The organism is Acidovorax sp. Root267, assembly GCF_001429215.1.
GTDB classification, from domain to species: domain Bacteria; phylum Pseudomonadota; class Gammaproteobacteria; order Burkholderiales; family Burkholderiaceae_C; genus Acidovorax; species Acidovorax radicis.
Map to the genome: position 1 here is coordinate 43,690 of NZ_LMJC01000010.1, position 16,087 is coordinate 59,776.

Annotated in this window: 13 protein-coding genes; 10 read left to right on the forward strand and 3 right to left on the reverse strand. The window is 56.7% G+C overall.

Going from position 1 to position 16,087, the window contains the following annotated elements; genetic code table 11:
- Positions 1–548: 548 nt before the first annotated feature.
- From ASE39_RS09325 to ASE39_RS09340, 3 genes are all read left to right on the forward strand, one after another.
- Complete coding sequence (locus ASE39_RS09325) at positions 549–863, forward strand: hypothetical protein (RefSeq protein WP_140426269.1); 315 nt, start codon at positions 549–551, stop codon at positions 861–863.
- A 1,258-nt stretch (positions 864–2,121) separates the two neighbouring features.
- Positions 2,122–2,877 carry a hypothetical protein gene (locus ASE39_RS09335; protein ID WP_057228247.1) on the forward strand — a complete coding sequence of 252 codons (756 nt, stop codon included), beginning with the start codon at positions 2,122–2,124 and terminating at the stop codon, positions 2,875–2,877.
- A 136-nt stretch (positions 2,878–3,013) separates the two neighbouring features.
- On the forward strand, positions 3,014–3,490 hold the full coding sequence (locus ASE39_RS09340; protein ID WP_057270972.1) for a CBS domain-containing protein: 477 nt from the start codon (positions 3,014–3,016) through the stop codon (positions 3,488–3,490).
- A gap of 108 nt (positions 3,491–3,598) precedes the next feature.
- Here ASE39_RS09340 and ASE39_RS09345 read toward each other — a convergent pair whose 3' ends face one another.
- The 3 genes from ASE39_RS09345 to ASE39_RS09355 form a co-directional block, all read right to left on the reverse strand.
- Positions 3,599–4,363 carry an alpha/beta fold hydrolase gene (locus ASE39_RS09345; protein WP_057270973.1) on the reverse strand — a complete coding sequence of 255 codons (765 nt, stop codon included), beginning with the start codon at positions 4,361–4,363 and terminating at the stop codon, positions 3,599–3,601.
- Positions 4,360–5,511, reverse strand: a complete 1,152-nt coding sequence (locus ASE39_RS09350) for a DUF3182 family protein (protein ID WP_057228254.1) — start codon at positions 5,509–5,511, stop codon at positions 4,360–4,362. Before ASE39_RS09350 ends, ASE39_RS09345 begins: the two co-directional genes overlap by 4 nt.
- Positions 5,512–5,688: 177 nt before the next feature.
- Complete coding sequence (locus ASE39_RS09355) at positions 5,689–6,246, reverse strand: DUF1003 domain-containing protein (protein ID WP_057228256.1); 558 nt, start codon at positions 6,244–6,246, stop codon at positions 5,689–5,691.
- An 842-nt stretch (positions 6,247–7,088) separates the two neighbouring features.
- On the opposite strand from ASE39_RS09355, the gene ASE39_RS26765 reads away from it, so the two are divergent.
- The 7 genes from ASE39_RS26765 (at position 7,089) to ASE39_RS09385 (ending at position 16,024) form a co-directional block, all read left to right on the forward strand.
- Positions 7,089–7,235 (forward strand): hypothetical protein, encoded by a 147-nt coding sequence (locus ASE39_RS26765; protein ID WP_158004173.1) that lies wholly within the window; start codon positions 7,089–7,091, stop codon positions 7,233–7,235.
- 8 nt (positions 7,236–7,243) lie between these two features.
- A complete protein-coding gene (locus ASE39_RS09360; RefSeq protein WP_057228257.1) occupies positions 7,244–8,254 on the forward strand; it encodes a Ku protein in 1,011 nt (336 codons plus the stop codon).
- 6 nt (positions 8,255–8,260) lie between these two features.
- Complete coding sequence (gene ligD / locus ASE39_RS09365) at positions 8,261–10,801, forward strand: DNA ligase D (protein WP_057228259.1); 2,541 nt, start codon at positions 8,261–8,263, stop codon at positions 10,799–10,801.
- A gap of 202 nt (positions 10,802–11,003) precedes the next feature.
- Entirely contained in the window at positions 11,004–11,585 is a 582-nt protein-coding gene (locus ASE39_RS09370) for an isochorismatase family cysteine hydrolase (RefSeq protein ID WP_057228261.1), read from the forward strand.
- 278 nt (positions 11,586–11,863) lie between these two features.
- Positions 11,864–12,088: a hypothetical protein gene (locus ASE39_RS09375; RefSeq protein ID WP_228896126.1), complete on the forward strand. Its 225-nt coding sequence runs from the start codon at positions 11,864–11,866 to the stop codon at positions 12,086–12,088.
- Between the two features lie 532 nt (positions 12,089–12,620).
- Positions 12,621–14,330, forward strand: a complete 1,710-nt coding sequence (locus tag ASE39_RS09380) for a diguanylate cyclase (RefSeq protein ID WP_158004247.1) — start codon at positions 12,621–12,623, stop codon at positions 14,328–14,330.
- A gap of 155 nt (positions 14,331–14,485) precedes the next feature.
- A complete protein-coding gene (locus tag ASE39_RS09385; RefSeq protein WP_057270975.1) occupies positions 14,486–16,024 on the forward strand; it encodes an IS3 family transposase in 1,539 nt (512 codons plus the stop codon).
- The last annotated feature ends 63 nt before the right edge of the window (positions 16,025–16,087 follow it).

Sequence of the window (16,087 nt, forward strand, 5' to 3'; positions counted from 1 at the left end):
CAGCCTGATTCAGACGTTGACATGACTCGGGTAGAACCGATGCATGGCAGCCCTCTCCATGCCTGCAGCGCAATGGCCCACTGCAGAGTGCTGATACGTGCCAGTCGAGTGCGCCCAATCTCATAGTCAATTGAACGGATTGGTGGCAAGTCTGCCGGACTCAATGATCAGCCAAGCCCCTACCACCTGCCGATGGCAGTCCGAACAGCATGCGACCTAGCGCGTTTCGGTTCTGCAAGGTAGCTTTGTGGGGATCTGATGTTTGTCAGAGGAGGAGGAGCTCCTACGCCGAGCAACTCCGATTGGCACGGGGCCCTGGTCCGGTCGGTCAAGCAGATGTGGCGCGTGTGGTCACGTTGCAGTGGACTCCGTGGTCAAGTGCACCTGGTTTTTGCAGTTGGCTGTGCCGGTGCCGTTCCGGGGGTAGGCGGGCTAGTCCCAAGCTGAGCTTTCTTCATCCTCGATCAAAGCGCAGCGTGTCCTTGGAACCCCTCTTCACCACAATGCGACGAGTTCAGAAGTCAATGCACGACGTATTGGAGTTAGTGATGATCAATTTTTACAGCGAGTGTCCCGTCCACTCTCTCGCAGACTGCAACTTCAAGCTGGTGTTGACCTGTTGCCTGAAACACATCCCAAACGGCATCTGCGATGGAGTTGTGGTGCCCGACTACGAGCTCAAGAAGATGCGTGAAAGTCGGACAGGGGCTATTTTCACTTGGACGAATTTCTATACAAAGCTCTTCACCGCCCGTTCTGCACACCATTTGGACATGGTCGCTCAGCTGCATTTGCTGCTGTTGCATATACCCCCGGACGGATTCCAGACCAGCACCCGGATCCTCCTCGCCGACGACCGATGAGTTTGCATCAACAACTGACTGCATTTTGTATACCCAGCAAATGTCCCCAGAGATCGCTGTTATGGACTTTTGATGTTGTGTGCCAATTGCATCTGTGCTCTGTTCGCAACAAGTGGACGGGAAATGGTTTCTCCGGCAGGCATCGCCAGTTACGCGCCGTAGTCCAGAATAATTCCTTCTGCCGGGAAATCAGAAAAGGGCTCGAAGCTGCAGATATTTTGCTCGCGACGTCGCCCCTGTACATTCGTTTGAATTCTCAGTTTCGGTCAGCACGGGGAGGACGACTTGCCGATGCTCCTGCATTCGACTGTGCAGGCGCAGCAGGGTTGGCAGAGTTGGACGTTGAGCCGGAACTGCCCATATCAGATGAAGATGCAGGAGTCCCGGTGTTGGAGTTTCCTTGAGTACCAGTACTTCCCATGGGTGTGCTCTGAGAGCTTTGCTGGCCTGCTCCAGTGGCTGGGTTTGGATTTGCAGTAGTCGGCGGATTGCTCTGTGCGGTTGCAAGGCTGATGAGGGAAAAGGATGTAAGCACAGCAGCCGCAGCTTTTAGGGATTTCAAGGTAGACATTTGATAGCTCCTATGAAGTAGATCGCTAGCACGATTGCTAGGTACCCTCAGGCTAAAAGACTCCGAGGGTTAAAGCGTCATCCGAGCTCTGCTCGCCTTGTCGGACAGTTGCGTATGCCTGAGAGGCCGGCTATCGATTTGCCGTGTCGAGCTACTAGCGCTGCTGGAGAAATGAGAGCCGAACACCTCATCAGCCTGCGGCGTCTCAGTCAGTACGTACACGACCGCACCACTCACCCTCGCGTCGGATTGGCATGGCGGGGGAGTTGGGTTTAGGTGCGGATCTCCGTATTGAACGAATGGCGCATCAGCTACTTTCGGGGGGGGGCGCCCCGGCGATGGGAGAAGCACAGAACGGCGCGCAACGCCCATGTTCTGCGAGGTCGCCAAGCTCGACTTACGCAAGACTTTTCTTCAGCCGTCGTCGGCGGCCCCTCCACACATCCAACCGGTATCGGCTGGAATGTTTCCGCCCTAACCTTTAAAGGCGGTCTTATCGCTCACTTGCAGATTGTCTTTGCGTCTTGCTACACCGAGTGCTCCTTCTTACACCACATCGCCCTGGGCTCACAAGCCTATAGGAACTGACCTACAAAACGCTCTGTTGCGCCCACCGAACATGAACTTCACACGACCCACCCATGGTGTTCGTGTGCAAATTTTCAACCACTTCACAAGGAGTCAACTATGGGCTACAGAGACAGCGACGATAGCAACTTTTCCCATCACGGCATGGGCAGAGATGCCGATGACACGCGGCTCGGCGAGCGCAGCAACCACCAGGGCTACAGCAGCGATGATCAACGAAGCGGTACCGGCGGTTATCGCCGGGAGTTCGAGACACGCGGCGCCCGCTATGACCAAGAACGCTCGGGTCAAGAGCGCTACGGGCAGCAGGGTTATGGCCAATATGGCATGAGTCGTGATAGCGGGAACTTCCGCAGCGAGTCGCAGGGATATCCATCTCCAAGAAGCCGAGACTGGGGCGGCTCGTATGGCTCGCAAAGCCGCTCCGCCTACAACCAAGACGCCGACCAACAACCGCATGCGTGGAGTGCGCCGTTTGACAATCAGGGCTTTCGCGATCAAGGTCGCTTCACTTCGTCCTATCGTGATGGGGACCGAGAACAGGGCGGCAACGCATACGGTTTCATCCGCGGTTCAATGCCCGCGCAGCAGAGCCAAGGCTACCGTGATCCCGATTATCAGCAGTGGCGAGATGAGCAGCTACGCATGCTGGACGATGACTACGACACTTGGCGCAAGGAGCGTTACCAGAAGTTCTCAGACGACTTCAGCCAGTGGCGGACTACCCGCAACACCGGATCGTCGGGTCAGCAGCAAGGGCAGCAGAACCAGAAGAACTCTGGTTCTAACACTGCACCCGGCAGCGGCGCCAGCGGCTCCCAGGGGAATACCCAAAAGTCCAAAGATGCGACTTGATCGTTGCGGTTGACTCAGCCCGTGCTGATGCTGACTGTTGGGCCAGGCGGAAGAATTCGCTACTGCCTGGCCCATTCACAGACCCGACTGGAGCTCTTCTCGCCGTTCTACCTCACACCTGATTTAAGGACGCAACATGCAAACCGTATCTGATGTTATGACCCGAGGCATACGCACCATGGCTCCCAGTGAAACTGTGACGGCGGCCGCGCAAGCAATGCGTGAGTTGGACGTTGGTGCCCTGCCTGTCTGCAATGGAGCCCGCCTAGTGGGTATGGTCACCGACCGCGACATTGTCGTGCGGGGGGTGGCACAAGAGCTCCTGCATGCACCGCTTAGCGAGGTCATGTCCGAGGGCTTGTTGTATTGCAAGGAGGATGACACCGTCGCGGCGGCGCTGGAGACTATGCGCAGCCAGCAGGTGCGTCGGCTTCCGGTGGTAGACAAGGATCAGCAACTGGTGGGCGTGGTATCGCTGGGTGACTTGGCCACCAAGGGTGAGGAGGACACAGACACCATGGACGCGCTGCGAACCATCTCCGAGCCGTCAGAACCGTATCGCGGTGGTCTGTCTGCGGCCAGCGGCGCTGCAGGAGGCGGGCAGACGGATTGACTTTGTCTGCCCTCCCTGCATCGTGAGTCCCTATCGAGATTCCCTTGTTGGGGCAGAAATGCGTGATCCTCTGAGTTTCTTGCTGTCAGCCTCCAACTCGAGATAGCACTACCGCAGTGTTGGTCCAGAAGCCAAGCCTTCCCTCGCGTGACCGAGCATTTCCGACATCCACTTCACCAGCATTTTTGTGTAAGCGTTGCTCCATTCTTTCTTAGAAAGGCTATGGTCGGCTTCAGGAATCATCCGGTGTGTCATGGATCGGGTCTTGAGGAAAGCTGCTAGATAATTCTCGATCACTGTGTGAGGGACGATGTGATCGAGCTCCGACTCCACCAGCAGAACATCCCCTTTGAAAGCGGCGCTTGCCGCAAGGGCTCTGTTGCTATTGGCTGGAAGTTCCAATGCCCGATAACGGGCAATTTCCTGCCGATCAAGATGCTGTTTCGACGTCAGCCACTCATCGTCCTTATATAAGGCGGGGGCGCGCAGGGCCATCCAGCGCACGGGCCGAATAGCGCTGAGGATCGAGGCCAGGTAGCCACCGTAGCTGCTTCCTACCAACACAACAGACTCTTCGTCGACGGCGGGATGGCCTACGAGAGTGTCGTACGCCGCCAACATGTCGTTGAGATTGTCCTCGCGGGTCACGATGTCACGTTGTACCCGATCGTTCGCATGGCCACGCAAGTCAATGGTGAGACAAATGCATCCCAGAGCGGCAATGGCGTGAGCCCGTGCCAAGTACTGCTCCTGGCTTCCGTCCCATCCATGCACCAGCAAAACGCCGGGGACGATTGTGTCGGGCGCGACCAACGTTCCAGCAATGGTTCGATCTCCTGTGGGAATCTTTATGGTCCTGTGTCGTGTAGTCATCGGTTTTCCACCAGCGCATACTTTGTCAAAAATCCCGCTTCAGGATCCTCTCCCTGGAAATACTTCACGGCACCGTCTGGAAGTGGCACAAGAGGGCCAAATATTTCGACACACTTTGTGTGAACCAGCATGAGACTTGGGTCCTCATGAAAAGCCTCCAGCGCAGCGATCTCGGCGCCCGTCGCGCCTCCCATGCGCCAAGACTGTTCAAGGACACCAGAGCACCACTGGCCCATGGCGTTCGGGCCTTGCGCGACGTCGTAGTTGATACGCGAAGAAAAAAATCCTGGAAAACAACCCCTCACCGCCTCGTCGTAGGTGAGCGCCTGTTCCACAGCGATGCGCTCCGCGCCCGGTGCTAGGGTTTTCAATAGATCACCGAAATCCCCACGCACGACCGTTAAGTCAGACCCTCCATATGTCACTACACCTGCATTGTTCTCGGTGAGGTGCTGCTTACCGTAGTAGCTAGCCAATATGCCAGCAACTCGAACTTGCCCGACACTCAGTGTCTCGACCGCTGACAGGTTGTGTTCAAGCACTAGGCCAGGCCCTCGCAATGCTTGAACCGGCGTTTGTGACAGGCATGCATTCAACTCTTTGAGGCCTTTCACTACTACCTGTCCATGACCCCCTGTCTCTGCGACGGGCTTCAGTCGAACCGGGCCCAGTGCCAACAACTCCCTCACGGCCTCTGTAGCGTCAGAACGAGAAAACGCTGTGTAACCCGGTAGCACTGCGTCACGTACCAACTCGTGAAATTGAGGATTCCACCCTTCAGGGCGTTTTGAGTTGGGTGAGACCAATGGATGCGTAATCGCCTTTGAGGCGATAAATGCGTGAGGTACGACACCTCCGAACAAATCGTCCTCACCATGAAGTCCAATGCTCTTAGCCAGCTCCAGACCCACCACTGTTTCGCTTGGGATGAGATAGGTACGGGCGGGCCACAGCGCCTGGGGAAGTTCATCACTCACTCCGCAGCCTTTCATGTGCGCTATCCGGCGAGCTACTTCGGCCCGAGTCGCAATTTCGTGATGACTCGTATGTCCTGCCAACCCTCGTGTAAAGGGCATCACGACTTCCCGCGTTCCCCGGATGTCTTGTCGAGCGACCGGGAGGTGGCTTCGAGCAGCTTTCTCAAACATGAGAAATCTCCGCGATTAAAGGTCAGAAGCGAAAGGGGCATTTTGGGCTTCAAAGTTCACGATGCCATCGTATTTTTGGAGGGAAGCGCCTCGTGTAGGACGAGCGAGCAAAGAATGCGTGGCCAGTCGCTCCAGTGACGCGGGATATGCCCAGGGGCCGAACTTCAGCGGAGCCCATCAGCCACTTTTGGCCCTGGGCTGGGCGGTCTCCCCTGCGACGACCAGGCGATGTCGGTGTTCAGCGCGGACGATCTGATGGAGCACACCCGCAGGATCCGTTTCGTGGGCGAAAGCACGCACTTCCTCCGTCTTTTCATCCGGGATACCGTTCTTCTCTGCCATATGCACTACAAGCCGCATGAGCGCCGTAATTTCTCGTTCTGAGAGTAGATTCATCTGGAGGTCCAAATGGTGTCTACGTTCACTCTCCGCTGCTGCCATGTTCTGACTGATGAGAATCAAAACTGACAGAAAAATCGCTTCGAGCGACACTCCAAATAGCAGCAGGGTGTATGGAAAAGGATCGAACTTAACGATGAGCTCGTTGAACACTATCCAACCAATAAAAATGAAGGCGTTTAGAGCCAGAAAGCCCACCGTGCCGCATGCCTGAGTTACCTTCGCTACAGCCCGGTAAAGAAGCTGAGTGTTGTTCCTTCGAACGTCCTCGGCGCATAGGATGTTCTCGATATTTCGATAAGTGACTTGCGCAATGTGATCATTGACGTGGTCCACAGAATCTCCTTGAAAATTGGCCAACCCGAAGCCACCAGTTTTTTGAAGTCAAACGCCAGGGGATCCGAATGTCCCTTATAGATCGTTGGGAACTGCATCGTCGATAGACAGGAATGAGGTCGATGTAGGCGAAAGTCGTAGGCAAACGTGGGTGGCCAACAAGGCTCAATGTCCGTACTCCCGACAGTCCGGAGCAATGTGATCACTCCAGCTTTGAATCGGTGATGACCTACACGCTCGATTGAAAGATTCCTGCTCCCGGACGCTGGGTGCATGTCCTACGCTGATGTGACGTTCTGGCAATGGTGGAGGTCACTCCAATGAGAAAGCAAAGTGCAGCGCAAATACCCTCTTGTGAGAATTGCGAGCGCCGGGTTCTTGCGTTCACATACGAAAATTTTCTTGCCTTCACGCACGCGTGTGAGGCTCATACGCAAAGTACCCCAGAGGGCCGCATTGAACGCACCGCAAATCAGGTGACAACGCAACGGCGGCCAGCATTGTTATTTCGGTCCACGCGTTGAGGAGGCCTATATGTCGAAGACCCATCGCTCCGGTTCTGTACTTCTCAAACCCCGTCAACTGAAGCGAATGCGGCAGTGGGAAGCGTTGCAGCGTCCCCGGCGCGAAATGTTTCCGTACCCAGAGCCCGAGCCGCCACGGTGGAAACCGCTGGGATGATTTTTTAGCGCTACGGTGGAGGGGCAAGCCACACGGTCTAGTTGTATCGCTAAGCACTGATTGCCATGCACGCTCGGTGATCCCATTTATGCGCTTGAATGTCTCTTCCTCCACCAGTCCCTAGACGCATTTCGACTAAGTGCCTTTCAAGGAGTTGATATATGAGTTACGACAAAACTATTCACGACGGCGCGTTCATCAGATTGGGGGAGCCTTACGAGCTGCGCGGCTGGCCCCACTGTTGGATGGCAGTGGTGGCAGTCGTGCCCTCGGGCGGCGCAGTCAACAATTACCTTGTTTCCCAGTGAGCGGCGTCATGGCAGAAGACCGGGGCCAGGCACCCACATCTACCCGCACCATGTGGAAAGGGGCTATCAGCTTTGGCCTCGTACATATCCCGGTCGGGTTGTATTCGGCCACCGCGAGTTCGGGCGTTGATTTTGACTGGCTCGATAAACGCTCTATGCAGCCAGTAGGGTACAAGCGAATCAACAAGATCACTGGCAAGGACATCGCCAGCACCGACATCGTGAAGGGCGTGGAGTACGAGGAAGGACGCTACGTCGTTCTTTCACCCGAAGAGATCGCAGCTGCTTTTCCGAAAGTCACCCAGACCATCGAAATCGAAGCGTTTCTTGACGCTGATGAGATTCCGTTTGTGTATCTTGAGCGGCCTTACTACACCGCTCCACTCAAGCGGGGCGAGAAGGTCTACGCCTTGCTCCGCGAAGCGCTCCGCAAAAGTAACAAGGTAGGTGTGGCCAAGGTCGTCATCCAGTCCAAGCAGCACCTCGCCGTGCTCATACCTTGTGGTCGGGCGCTCATATTAAATCTCCTTCGCTGGGGCGGCGAAATTCGATCATTCGAGCAATTGAATCTGCCACCTTTGGACCCCAAGACCGCAGGTATCAAAGATGCTGAAATGGCTATGGCCGTGCAGCTTATCGATGACATGACACAGGCATGGGATGCGGACAGCTTCCGCAACTCCTTTGCTGACCAAATCAATGCGCTGGTGGAGAAGAAGGCCTCAGCCGGAGACATCGCCGATGTTGCGAAGGTGGAGAGCAGCCCGCCGGCATCTGCAGGCGCCGAGGTGTTGGATCTCACTTCGCTCCTGAAACGTAGCCTGGCGGGAAAGTCTTCCCAGTCGCCGGAGAAATCGCGCAGTCTGTCGACAGGCAAAGCCAAGGCATCCGTGACTCGGCTTCCGTCCACGCCCGCCAAGAAAGCTGCTGCCAAGAAGCCCCTTGCCAAAAATAAAAGCGCCCCGTCCGCCAAGCCCACAAAACCCGCCTCCAAAAAAACTGGCCGACGCGCCGCATAACGAACCATGGCTATGAAGGACGCTCTCGATGCGTATAAGAAGAAACGCAACTTCAGCATCACGCCAGAACCTGTAGAAGGTGGGGCCCCTGGTATTGAAGCGCTGCAGTTCGTCATTCAGAAGCACTGGGCGAGTCGCCTGCACTATGACCTGCGGCTGGAAATCGAGGGAACGATGAAGAGTTGGGCGGTTCCGAAAGGACCGAGCTTTGACCCGGCAGAAAAACGTATGGCGGTGCAGGTGGAAGACCATCCCATTTCGTACAACAGCTTTGAAGGCGAGATACCGCCCAAGCAGTACGGTGCAGGCCGAGTCATCATCTGGGACCGAGGCTATTGGGAGCCTCAGGGTGATCCCGCGGAGGGCTATCGCAACGGCAAGCTCAAGTTCAAGCTTCATGGACACAAGCTGCAGGGACACTGGACTTTGGTGCGCATGCACGGCCGTAGCGGCGAGCGCCAGCCCCCTTGGCTGCTCATTAAGGAGCGCGACGGACTGGAGCGTTCTGCACAGATTTTCAGCGTAGTAGACGAAATGCCGGACAGCGTGGCAGCCATCCCGCCGCCCTTGCCGCCTAAGAAGGGCGACACAGTGCCGCAGCAAGATAAACGATCAACAGGAAAACCCGTCCGAACTCGGCCCAGCGCCCCACCAAAGACCTCGAAAAAAGCCCCCGTAGTGCCCCTCCCCACCAAACTCTCTCCCGAGCTCGCCACACTGGTGGAGGGCCTTCCCGCAGATGCGGAAGAATGGATCTGGGAGCTGAAGTTTGACGGCTACCGTTTGATGGCGCGCGTTGAGGATGGCAAGGCGCGCCTGTACACCCGCAATGGCAACGACTGGACTGCTAAGTTGCCGCACCTTGCGCAGGCGGTTGCCAGCCTGCCGCTGAAATCAGGATGGATCGATGGCGAGGTATTGATGCCCGATGCACAGGGCATCCCGGATTTTCAGGCGCTGCAAAACGCTTTTGATGGCGAGTCTACGGACAAGCTGGTTTTCTACGTATTCGATTTGCCCTATGCGGACGGCGACGATCTGCGCAGTCTTTCGCTCATGGAACGCCGAGAGCAACTTGGCAAGGTTATTGGTGCGTCTTCCTCGGACCACATCCGCTTCAGCGAGGCTTTTGATGTCCAGCCCTCGGACTTAGTCTCTTCGGCTTGCCAACTGGGTTTTGAAGGCGTCATCGGCAAGCGAAAAGACAGTGCATACGTGTCGCGTCGCACCAAGGACTGGATCAAGCTCAAATGCAGCCATCGTCAGGAGTTTGTGATTGGCGGATACACCGATCCCCAGGGTTCCCGCTTCGGGTTTGGTTCATTGTTGCTGGGTGTGCATGACGATGATGGCACCTTGCGCTATGTGGGCAACGTGGGCACGGGCTTCAGTCAGCAACTGCTGACGGATTTGCATGCAAAACTGCAGAGGATCAAGGTATCGAAAAACCCGTTTGAGAACGCCAGGGCGGTCGACAAGAAGGCGCACTGGGTCACTCCCCGGCTTCTTGCAGAGGTGTCCTTTGCGGAGTGGACCCATGAGGGTCGCATTCGCCACGCGGTGTTCAGGGGCTTGCGTAGCGACAAAACCCCCAAGTTCATCCCGCAAGAAAAGCCCCAGCCACTCAGCAAGACCACCCCAGCAGCCGACTCGGCTGTGGGCAGCGTGCGCGTGTCCAATGCGGACCGCATCATCGATCCGTCCACCGGCATCACCAAGATGGACCTAGTGCGCTATTACGCCACCGTGGCACCGCTGTTAATGCCCCACCTCAAAGCACGGCCAACTTCACTGGTCCGCGCACCCGATGGGATAGACGGGGACCTGTTCTTCCAGAAACATTGGGATGTTGGGCGCGCAAAGGGGGTGAGCGGCGTGCGAGAGCTTGCGCAAGCGCTATACCCGTCTCACCCGCCCTTGCTAGAGGTGAGCAGCCTGGAGGGCTTGCTCTCAGCTGCGCAAATGAATACGGTGGAATTCCACACCTGGAATGCCCGCAAAGACAAGATAGACCGCCCCGACCGCATTACCTTTGACCTGGATCCCGGAGAAGGAGTGCTGTGGGAACATGTGCAGGAGGCCGCCACCTTGGTACGCGTGATGCTCACCGAATTAGGCTTGCCAGCGTTTCTCAAGACCAGTGGCGGCAAAGGTCTGCATATCATTGTGCCCATCAAGCGCTTGCACGACTGGGACACCGTCAAAGGCTTCAGCCATGAGGTCGTTCAACACCTGGCACGCACCATCCCGCAGCGGTTCGTAGCCAAGAGTGGCCCGAAAAATCGCGTGGGCAAGATTTTTGCGGACTATCTGCGCAATGGACTTGGCGCTACCACCGCCAGCGCCTGGACAGCCCGAGCCCGTCCTGGGATGGGGGTGTCGGTGCCAGTATCGTGGGAAGAGCTAGGCAGGGTCACCGGTGGTGCGCACTGGAACGTTCAATCTGTCGGGCGCAGACTGCGCACCGGTAACGGACCGTGGCGAGACTATGGCGGAGCTGCCGTCTCTTTGTCTGCGGCGATCAAGGCACTCGGTCGCCTCCCCTAAAGCAGATAGGGGTCGCCGAAAGGACGGAGCTTTCTCCATTCTCCGCCGGGTGAAGGAGACATCTCTGACTGAATACGTCCTACAACCAGGCGACAGCAATGAGAACAGACTGACCGATTACTTTCAGGAGAGCTCCATGGCCAGGCGCATTCCTGATAAGGCTGGCAACTGAAACCTCGGATGGCCCACAGGTGTTCATGCTATGACTTCCAGGACCACCATTCTTGACAGGGCTCACCAGCACTCTCTGAAGGCAAGCCCGACGGTTCTAGTATTGGTGGATTTCATCAACCCCATGCACTTTCCGGGCGCGGAGAGCTTGCTCAAGCGTGCGTTACCTGCTGCCAGGGCCACAGCACAGCTTAAAAAACGTTTGGCGTCCAAAGGTGTTGCCGCCATCTATGCCAATGACAACTACGGGATTTGGCATTCAGATTTCAAACAGCTGGTGACGGCCTGCCAAGCTCTGGCCGGGGCTCGTGGCGAGATTGCCACCTTGCTTGCCCCCCAACCGCGCGACCTAACAATCCTGAAGCCTCGCCATTCTGCATTTCACTCAACCCCGCTGGACCATCTTTTACACCAGCTGAAGGCACGCGAATTGATCGTAGTGGGCTTGGCTGCGGACATGTGTGTCCATCTGACGGCGATGGACGCCTACATGCATGGGTACAAAGTCTGGGTGCCGAGCGACTGCACCGCTGCGGAGAAAGACACCTCGAAAGCCGCAGCCCTGCGCCAGATGTCGCGTGTGTTGAAGTGTTCTATAAGAAGAGCCAGATAGTCGAGCTTCGTGCTCCATGGCTCCCCCAGGCACGGTCCGCAAATTATCAGCGATAGCGATACCCTCGCTATTTACTGTCCAACGCTTTTTGTCGAGATTGCAACCATCGCAGGGACGATGCCATGGGGCATCTTCGGAGCCCGTGAGTCTCCGAATCCGCAGTCGTCATTCGACCCAAGAGTTCGCTTGTCCATGAGTGGAGTGGGGTAAACGATTTATTACATAGCGTTGCGGACAACTACATAAAAATTTCTCGCTTCCAGACGTTTTTCGAGGAGATGCCTGTGCCTTTCGAGTACCTGCGGGAGATCGCTCAAGCTCAGTTGCCGATCACCGTTGAAGATGAGGAGAGCATTGACAAGCTTCGGGTGTTGCGCGCTGCCGATCTGGTGTCCGTTTTGCTGCCACACCCGCTCTCCGGCATACACCATGCGCGCGTGCTAGCACTAACACCAAAGGGACGTGAGGCGCTCGCTAGAGAGCACGAACCTCTGCAGCCCTAGTATTGGGCGCGACAGTGGCAGTTTTCAGGGGCCCCTCGCAGCTCTTGCACATTGTGTCCCTGCAATCTGGGCTGCTGCCCTGCGCAGATGAACGCGGTTAAGTTTCACACCTGAAAGGTCGGTGAAGACAAAATTGACCGACCGACCGACCGACCGACCGACCGACCGCCTCACCGTTGACCTAGACCCAGGAGAAGCCGCTTTGGTACGGGTGATTCGTAAGGAACTGGGCTTGCCTAACGGCGTCAAGGGACTGCACATGGATGTCCATCAAGCGCCTGCAAAAGTGGTCCTCAAATGCGGGCGGGCAAGATTTTGCGGATTATCCGAGCAACAGCTGGGTACCACCGCCGCCAGTGCCTGAGCAGCCTGCGCTTGTACTGGGGATGGGCGTGCCTGACTTGAAACCGGCAGTTAGGACCGGGCTCAGATGTGAAGCGGGGCAAGGTGACCGAATTTCTTGATATCCGAGGGCTCGTTGCGTAGACTGACCGTGACGCACCCGCACTCTTGCGGAAGCGAGGAGAGGCAGTTGCAGATCGCATCCCTGAACATTGTGGCTGTTTCGGACAACCCGAGTGACGTCGAGTTAGTTGCGCAGCTTCTGCAGCGAGCGGCTCTGAATCCCGAGATCCGAGTTGTGGATTCCGAAAAGAGCTTGCGCTCTGCCCTGCAGGACCAGTTACCCGAATTAATCGTTTCGGATTTCAAGTTGCCTCAATTTAGTGGATTGGATGCCCTTCTAGTCGCCAGGGATGTTTGTCCCGATACACCCTTCATTTTGGTGTCAGAGGTCTTCGGTGAGGACCACGTCATCCATGCGCTCAAAAGCGGTGCGACCGACTACGTCCTGAAGCACGATCTTGCAAGGTTGGCCCCAGCTGTGCGTCGCGCGTTGGGGGATGCGCAGTCAGCGCTTGAGCAGCGGAGAACGCTGGAAGCATTGCGTCACAGTGAGTTGCGGTTCAGACTCGCAGCGTCCACGGGCGATGTGTGGGACTGGGACATCGAAACGGGGTTGGCCCAGATTTCGCCGCAGTGGAAGATGCGTTTGGGCTATAGCGAAGAAGATGTCGAGAACACCGCAGAGGGATGGCTTGCGCTTCTAGAACCCGCCGACCGAGTGCGAGTCCTCGCTGCATTCTCCGCACATATCAGGAACCATGTTCCCTATGACGTCGAATATAGAGCCTTGGCAAAGGATGGTAGCTATCGCTGGTCCCACGCCAAGGGACAGGCGGTCTGGAACGCACACGGACGCGCCACCTACATGGCAGGCTCAGTGGTTGATATCACTGAACGCAAGAACGCTGAAATTAAGGTCCAGCGGCTCAATAGGGTCTACGCTGTGCTCAGCGGAATCAACTCACTCATCGTACGAACCCAGAATCGGGAAGAACTTTTCCAGGAGGCCTGCAATATCGCTGTCCATGCAGGAGGCTTCAAGCTCGCATGGATCGGTCTTGTGGATAACGATTCGCAGCGCGTAGCCGCTGTGGCATGGTCCGGGGCGGGGGAGGACTATATCGAACACATCCCAATGGGAATGCGCGTCGAGCAGGAGAGCGAGTACGGAATAGTCGGGCAGAGCATCCGAAAAGGTTTCACAATCCTCGTCCAGAACACCGCCAAAGATGAGCGGATTGTGCTCAAACAGCAGGCGCTCGACCGTGGCTTCGCAAGTTTCGCCGTTCTGCCGCTCTCCATCGCGCAGCAATCCATTGGGGTATTGGTGCTGTATTCCGAAGAAACACACTTTTTCGATGACGAAGAAGTTCTTTTGCTGGAGGAGCTGGCAAACGACATTGCGTTTTCGCTGGATCATTTAGAGAAAGCGGAAGAGCTCAACTATCTTGCCTACTACGACGCACTCACCGGTTTGCCCAACAGGAGTCTGCTTCAAGATCGCATACGCCAGTTGACGCAGAACAACCCCGAGAGTTCTTCGAAGATGGCGTTGCTGTGGTTCAACGTAGACCGCTTCAGGAACGTCAATGACACGCTAGGAAGGCACGTGGGCGATGTACTGCTCAAGCTCGTGGCCTTGCGCCTTTCGGAGGTTGTTGGCCGTACAAACCAACTAGCCAGAATCGGTGCCGACCAGTTCGGGGGTGTTCTTACACACTGCGGGTCGCCTTCGGATGTCGCACATTTTTTGCGTGAAAAAGTACAGCCGCAAATCGACAAACCTTTTCTCGTCGAAGGTAAAGAGCTGTATCTGTTGGTGCCGATGCAATCTTGACCAGCTAAACCGCAAAGGGGGTGCGGACAAAAACTTGGACTACCAGGAGGTAGTTCATGTATTCCTACGAAGATCGAATCCGAGCGGTCACGCTCTACATCAAGCTGGGCAAGCNGGGGGTGCGGACAAAAACTTGGACTACCAGGAGGTAGTTCATGTATTCCTACGAAGATCGAATCCGAGCGGTCACGCTCTACATCAAGCTGGGCAAGCGCACCGGTGCCACTATCCGCCAGTTGGGCTACCCGACGAAAAACTCTTTGAAGAGCTGGCATGAGGAGTACGAGCGGCGCCTGGACCTGCCGTCCGGCTACGCGCGCTCAAAGCCGAAGTATTCCCAAATTCAGAAGAAGAAGGCTCTCGAACACTACGCCGAGCACGGGCGCTGCATCGCCGCCACGGTCAAGGCGCTGAGCTATCCGTGCCGCGATTTGCTGCGTGCCTGGATTGATGAACTGGACCCCGACTCCCGCCAGCGCGTTGTCGGCAGAGCCGTCAGTGCACCTCGGCCGCCGCAATTGAAAAAGCAGGCGGTCCTCGAGCTGTGCACTCGTGAGGGAAGTGCGCAGGCGGTTGCTCAGAAGCTTGGCGTGAGCAGGCCGACGTTGTACAACTGGAAGAACCAGCTTCTGGGACGTGAGGCACCCGCATCCATGAAACAAACCAATCAGTCACCCCACGCTCAAGAGCGCGATGAGCTCGAGCGCCAGGTTGAGGCGTTGCGCCGCGAAGTCAGGCAACTGCGCCTTGAGCAGGACCTCTTGAACAAGGCCAATGAACTGCTAAAAAAAGGCCTGGGCGTCGATCTGCAGCTCCTGTCCAACCGGGAGAAGACACTGCTGATTGACGCCCTCAAGGAGCACTATGGCCTGCCAAAGCTCCTTGGACAGTTGGGTCTTGCACGCAGCTCGTACTTCTACCATCGGGTCCGAGCGGCCGCCGGCGACAAGTACCTTGAAGTAAGGCAGTCCATCACCGAGATCTTCGAGTCGAACCATCGCTGCTACGGCTACCGCAGGCTGCAGGCCTCGCTGACCAGGCAAGACGTCACAATCTCCGAGAAGGTGGTGCAGCGCCTGATGAAGCAAGAGAGCCTGGTCGTGGCTAAGCCCAAGCGGCGCAGGTATGCGTCCTACCTTGGCGAGATCAGCCCCGCGCCTGAGAACATCATCGACCGAGACTTCCAGGCCGCGGCACCGAACAAGAAGTGGCTCACGGACATCACGGAGTTCCAGATCCCTGCAGGCAAGGTGTACCTGTCGCCCATCATCGACTGCTTCGATGGGATGGTGGTGAGCTGGACCATTGGCACGAGCCCGGACGCTGAGCTGGTCAATACCATGCTGGATGCAGCCATCGAGACGGTGACAGACACCTCTGACCGGCCTGTGGTTCACTCCGACCGCGGGGGGCACTACCGCTGGCCAGGCTGGATATCGAGGATGCGCGATGCCAACTTCACCCGCTCGATGTCTCGCAAGGCATGCTCCCCTGACAACGCAGCCTGCGAGGGGTTCTTCGGTCGGCTGAAGAACGAACTGTTCTATCCTCGGGACTGGAAGAGCGTGACCCTTGCGCAGTTCATTGAGGCAGTCGACGACTACATCCGCTGGTACAACGAGAAGCGGATCAAGATATCCCTTGGCTCACTCAGTCCCATCGAATACCGAGAGAGCCTTGGACTTGCGGCATAAAACCAGTCCAAGTTTTTATCCGCACCCCCTGCTGATCACGTTTACTGGCACTAACACTGTGGG

Excerpts from the sequence above, each read along its gene's own strand:
- ASE39_RS09340 (WP_057270972.1), top strand. The coding sequence starts at position 3,014 with ATGCAAACCGTATCTGATGTTATGACCCGAGGCATACGCACCATGGCT.
- ASE39_RS09385 (WP_057270975.1), top strand. The coding sequence starts at position 14,486 with ATGTATTCCTACGAAGATCGAATCCGAGCGGTCACGCTCTACATCAAG.
- ASE39_RS09325 (WP_140426269.1), top strand. The coding sequence starts at position 549 with ATGATCAATTTTTACAGCGAGTGTCCCGTCCACTCTCTCGCAGACTGC.
- ASE39_RS09360 (WP_057228257.1), top strand. The coding sequence starts at position 7,244 with ATGGCAGAAGACCGGGGCCAGGCACCCACATCTACCCGCACCATGTGG.
- ASE39_RS09375 (WP_228896126.1), top strand. The coding sequence starts at position 11,864 with ATGCCTGTGCCTTTCGAGTACCTGCGGGAGATCGCTCAAGCTCAGTTG.
- ASE39_RS09335 (WP_057228247.1), top strand. The coding sequence starts at position 2,122 with ATGGGCTACAGAGACAGCGACGATAGCAACTTTTCCCATCACGGCATG.
- ASE39_RS09370 (WP_057228261.1), top strand. The coding sequence starts at position 11,004 with ATGACTTCCAGGACCACCATTCTTGACAGGGCTCACCAGCACTCTCTG.
- ligD (WP_057228259.1), top strand. The coding sequence starts at position 8,261 with ATGGCTATGAAGGACGCTCTCGATGCGTATAAGAAGAAACGCAACTTC.
- ASE39_RS09350 (WP_057228254.1), bottom strand. The coding sequence starts at position 5,511 with ATGTTTGAGAAAGCTGCTCGAAGCCACCTCCCGGTCGCTCGACAAGAC.
- ASE39_RS09345 (WP_057270973.1), bottom strand. The coding sequence starts at position 4,363 with ATGACTACACGACACAGGACCATAAAGATTCCCACAGGAGATCGAACC.
- ASE39_RS26765 (WP_158004173.1), top strand. The coding sequence starts at position 7,089 with ATGAGTTACGACAAAACTATTCACGACGGCGCGTTCATCAGATTGGGG.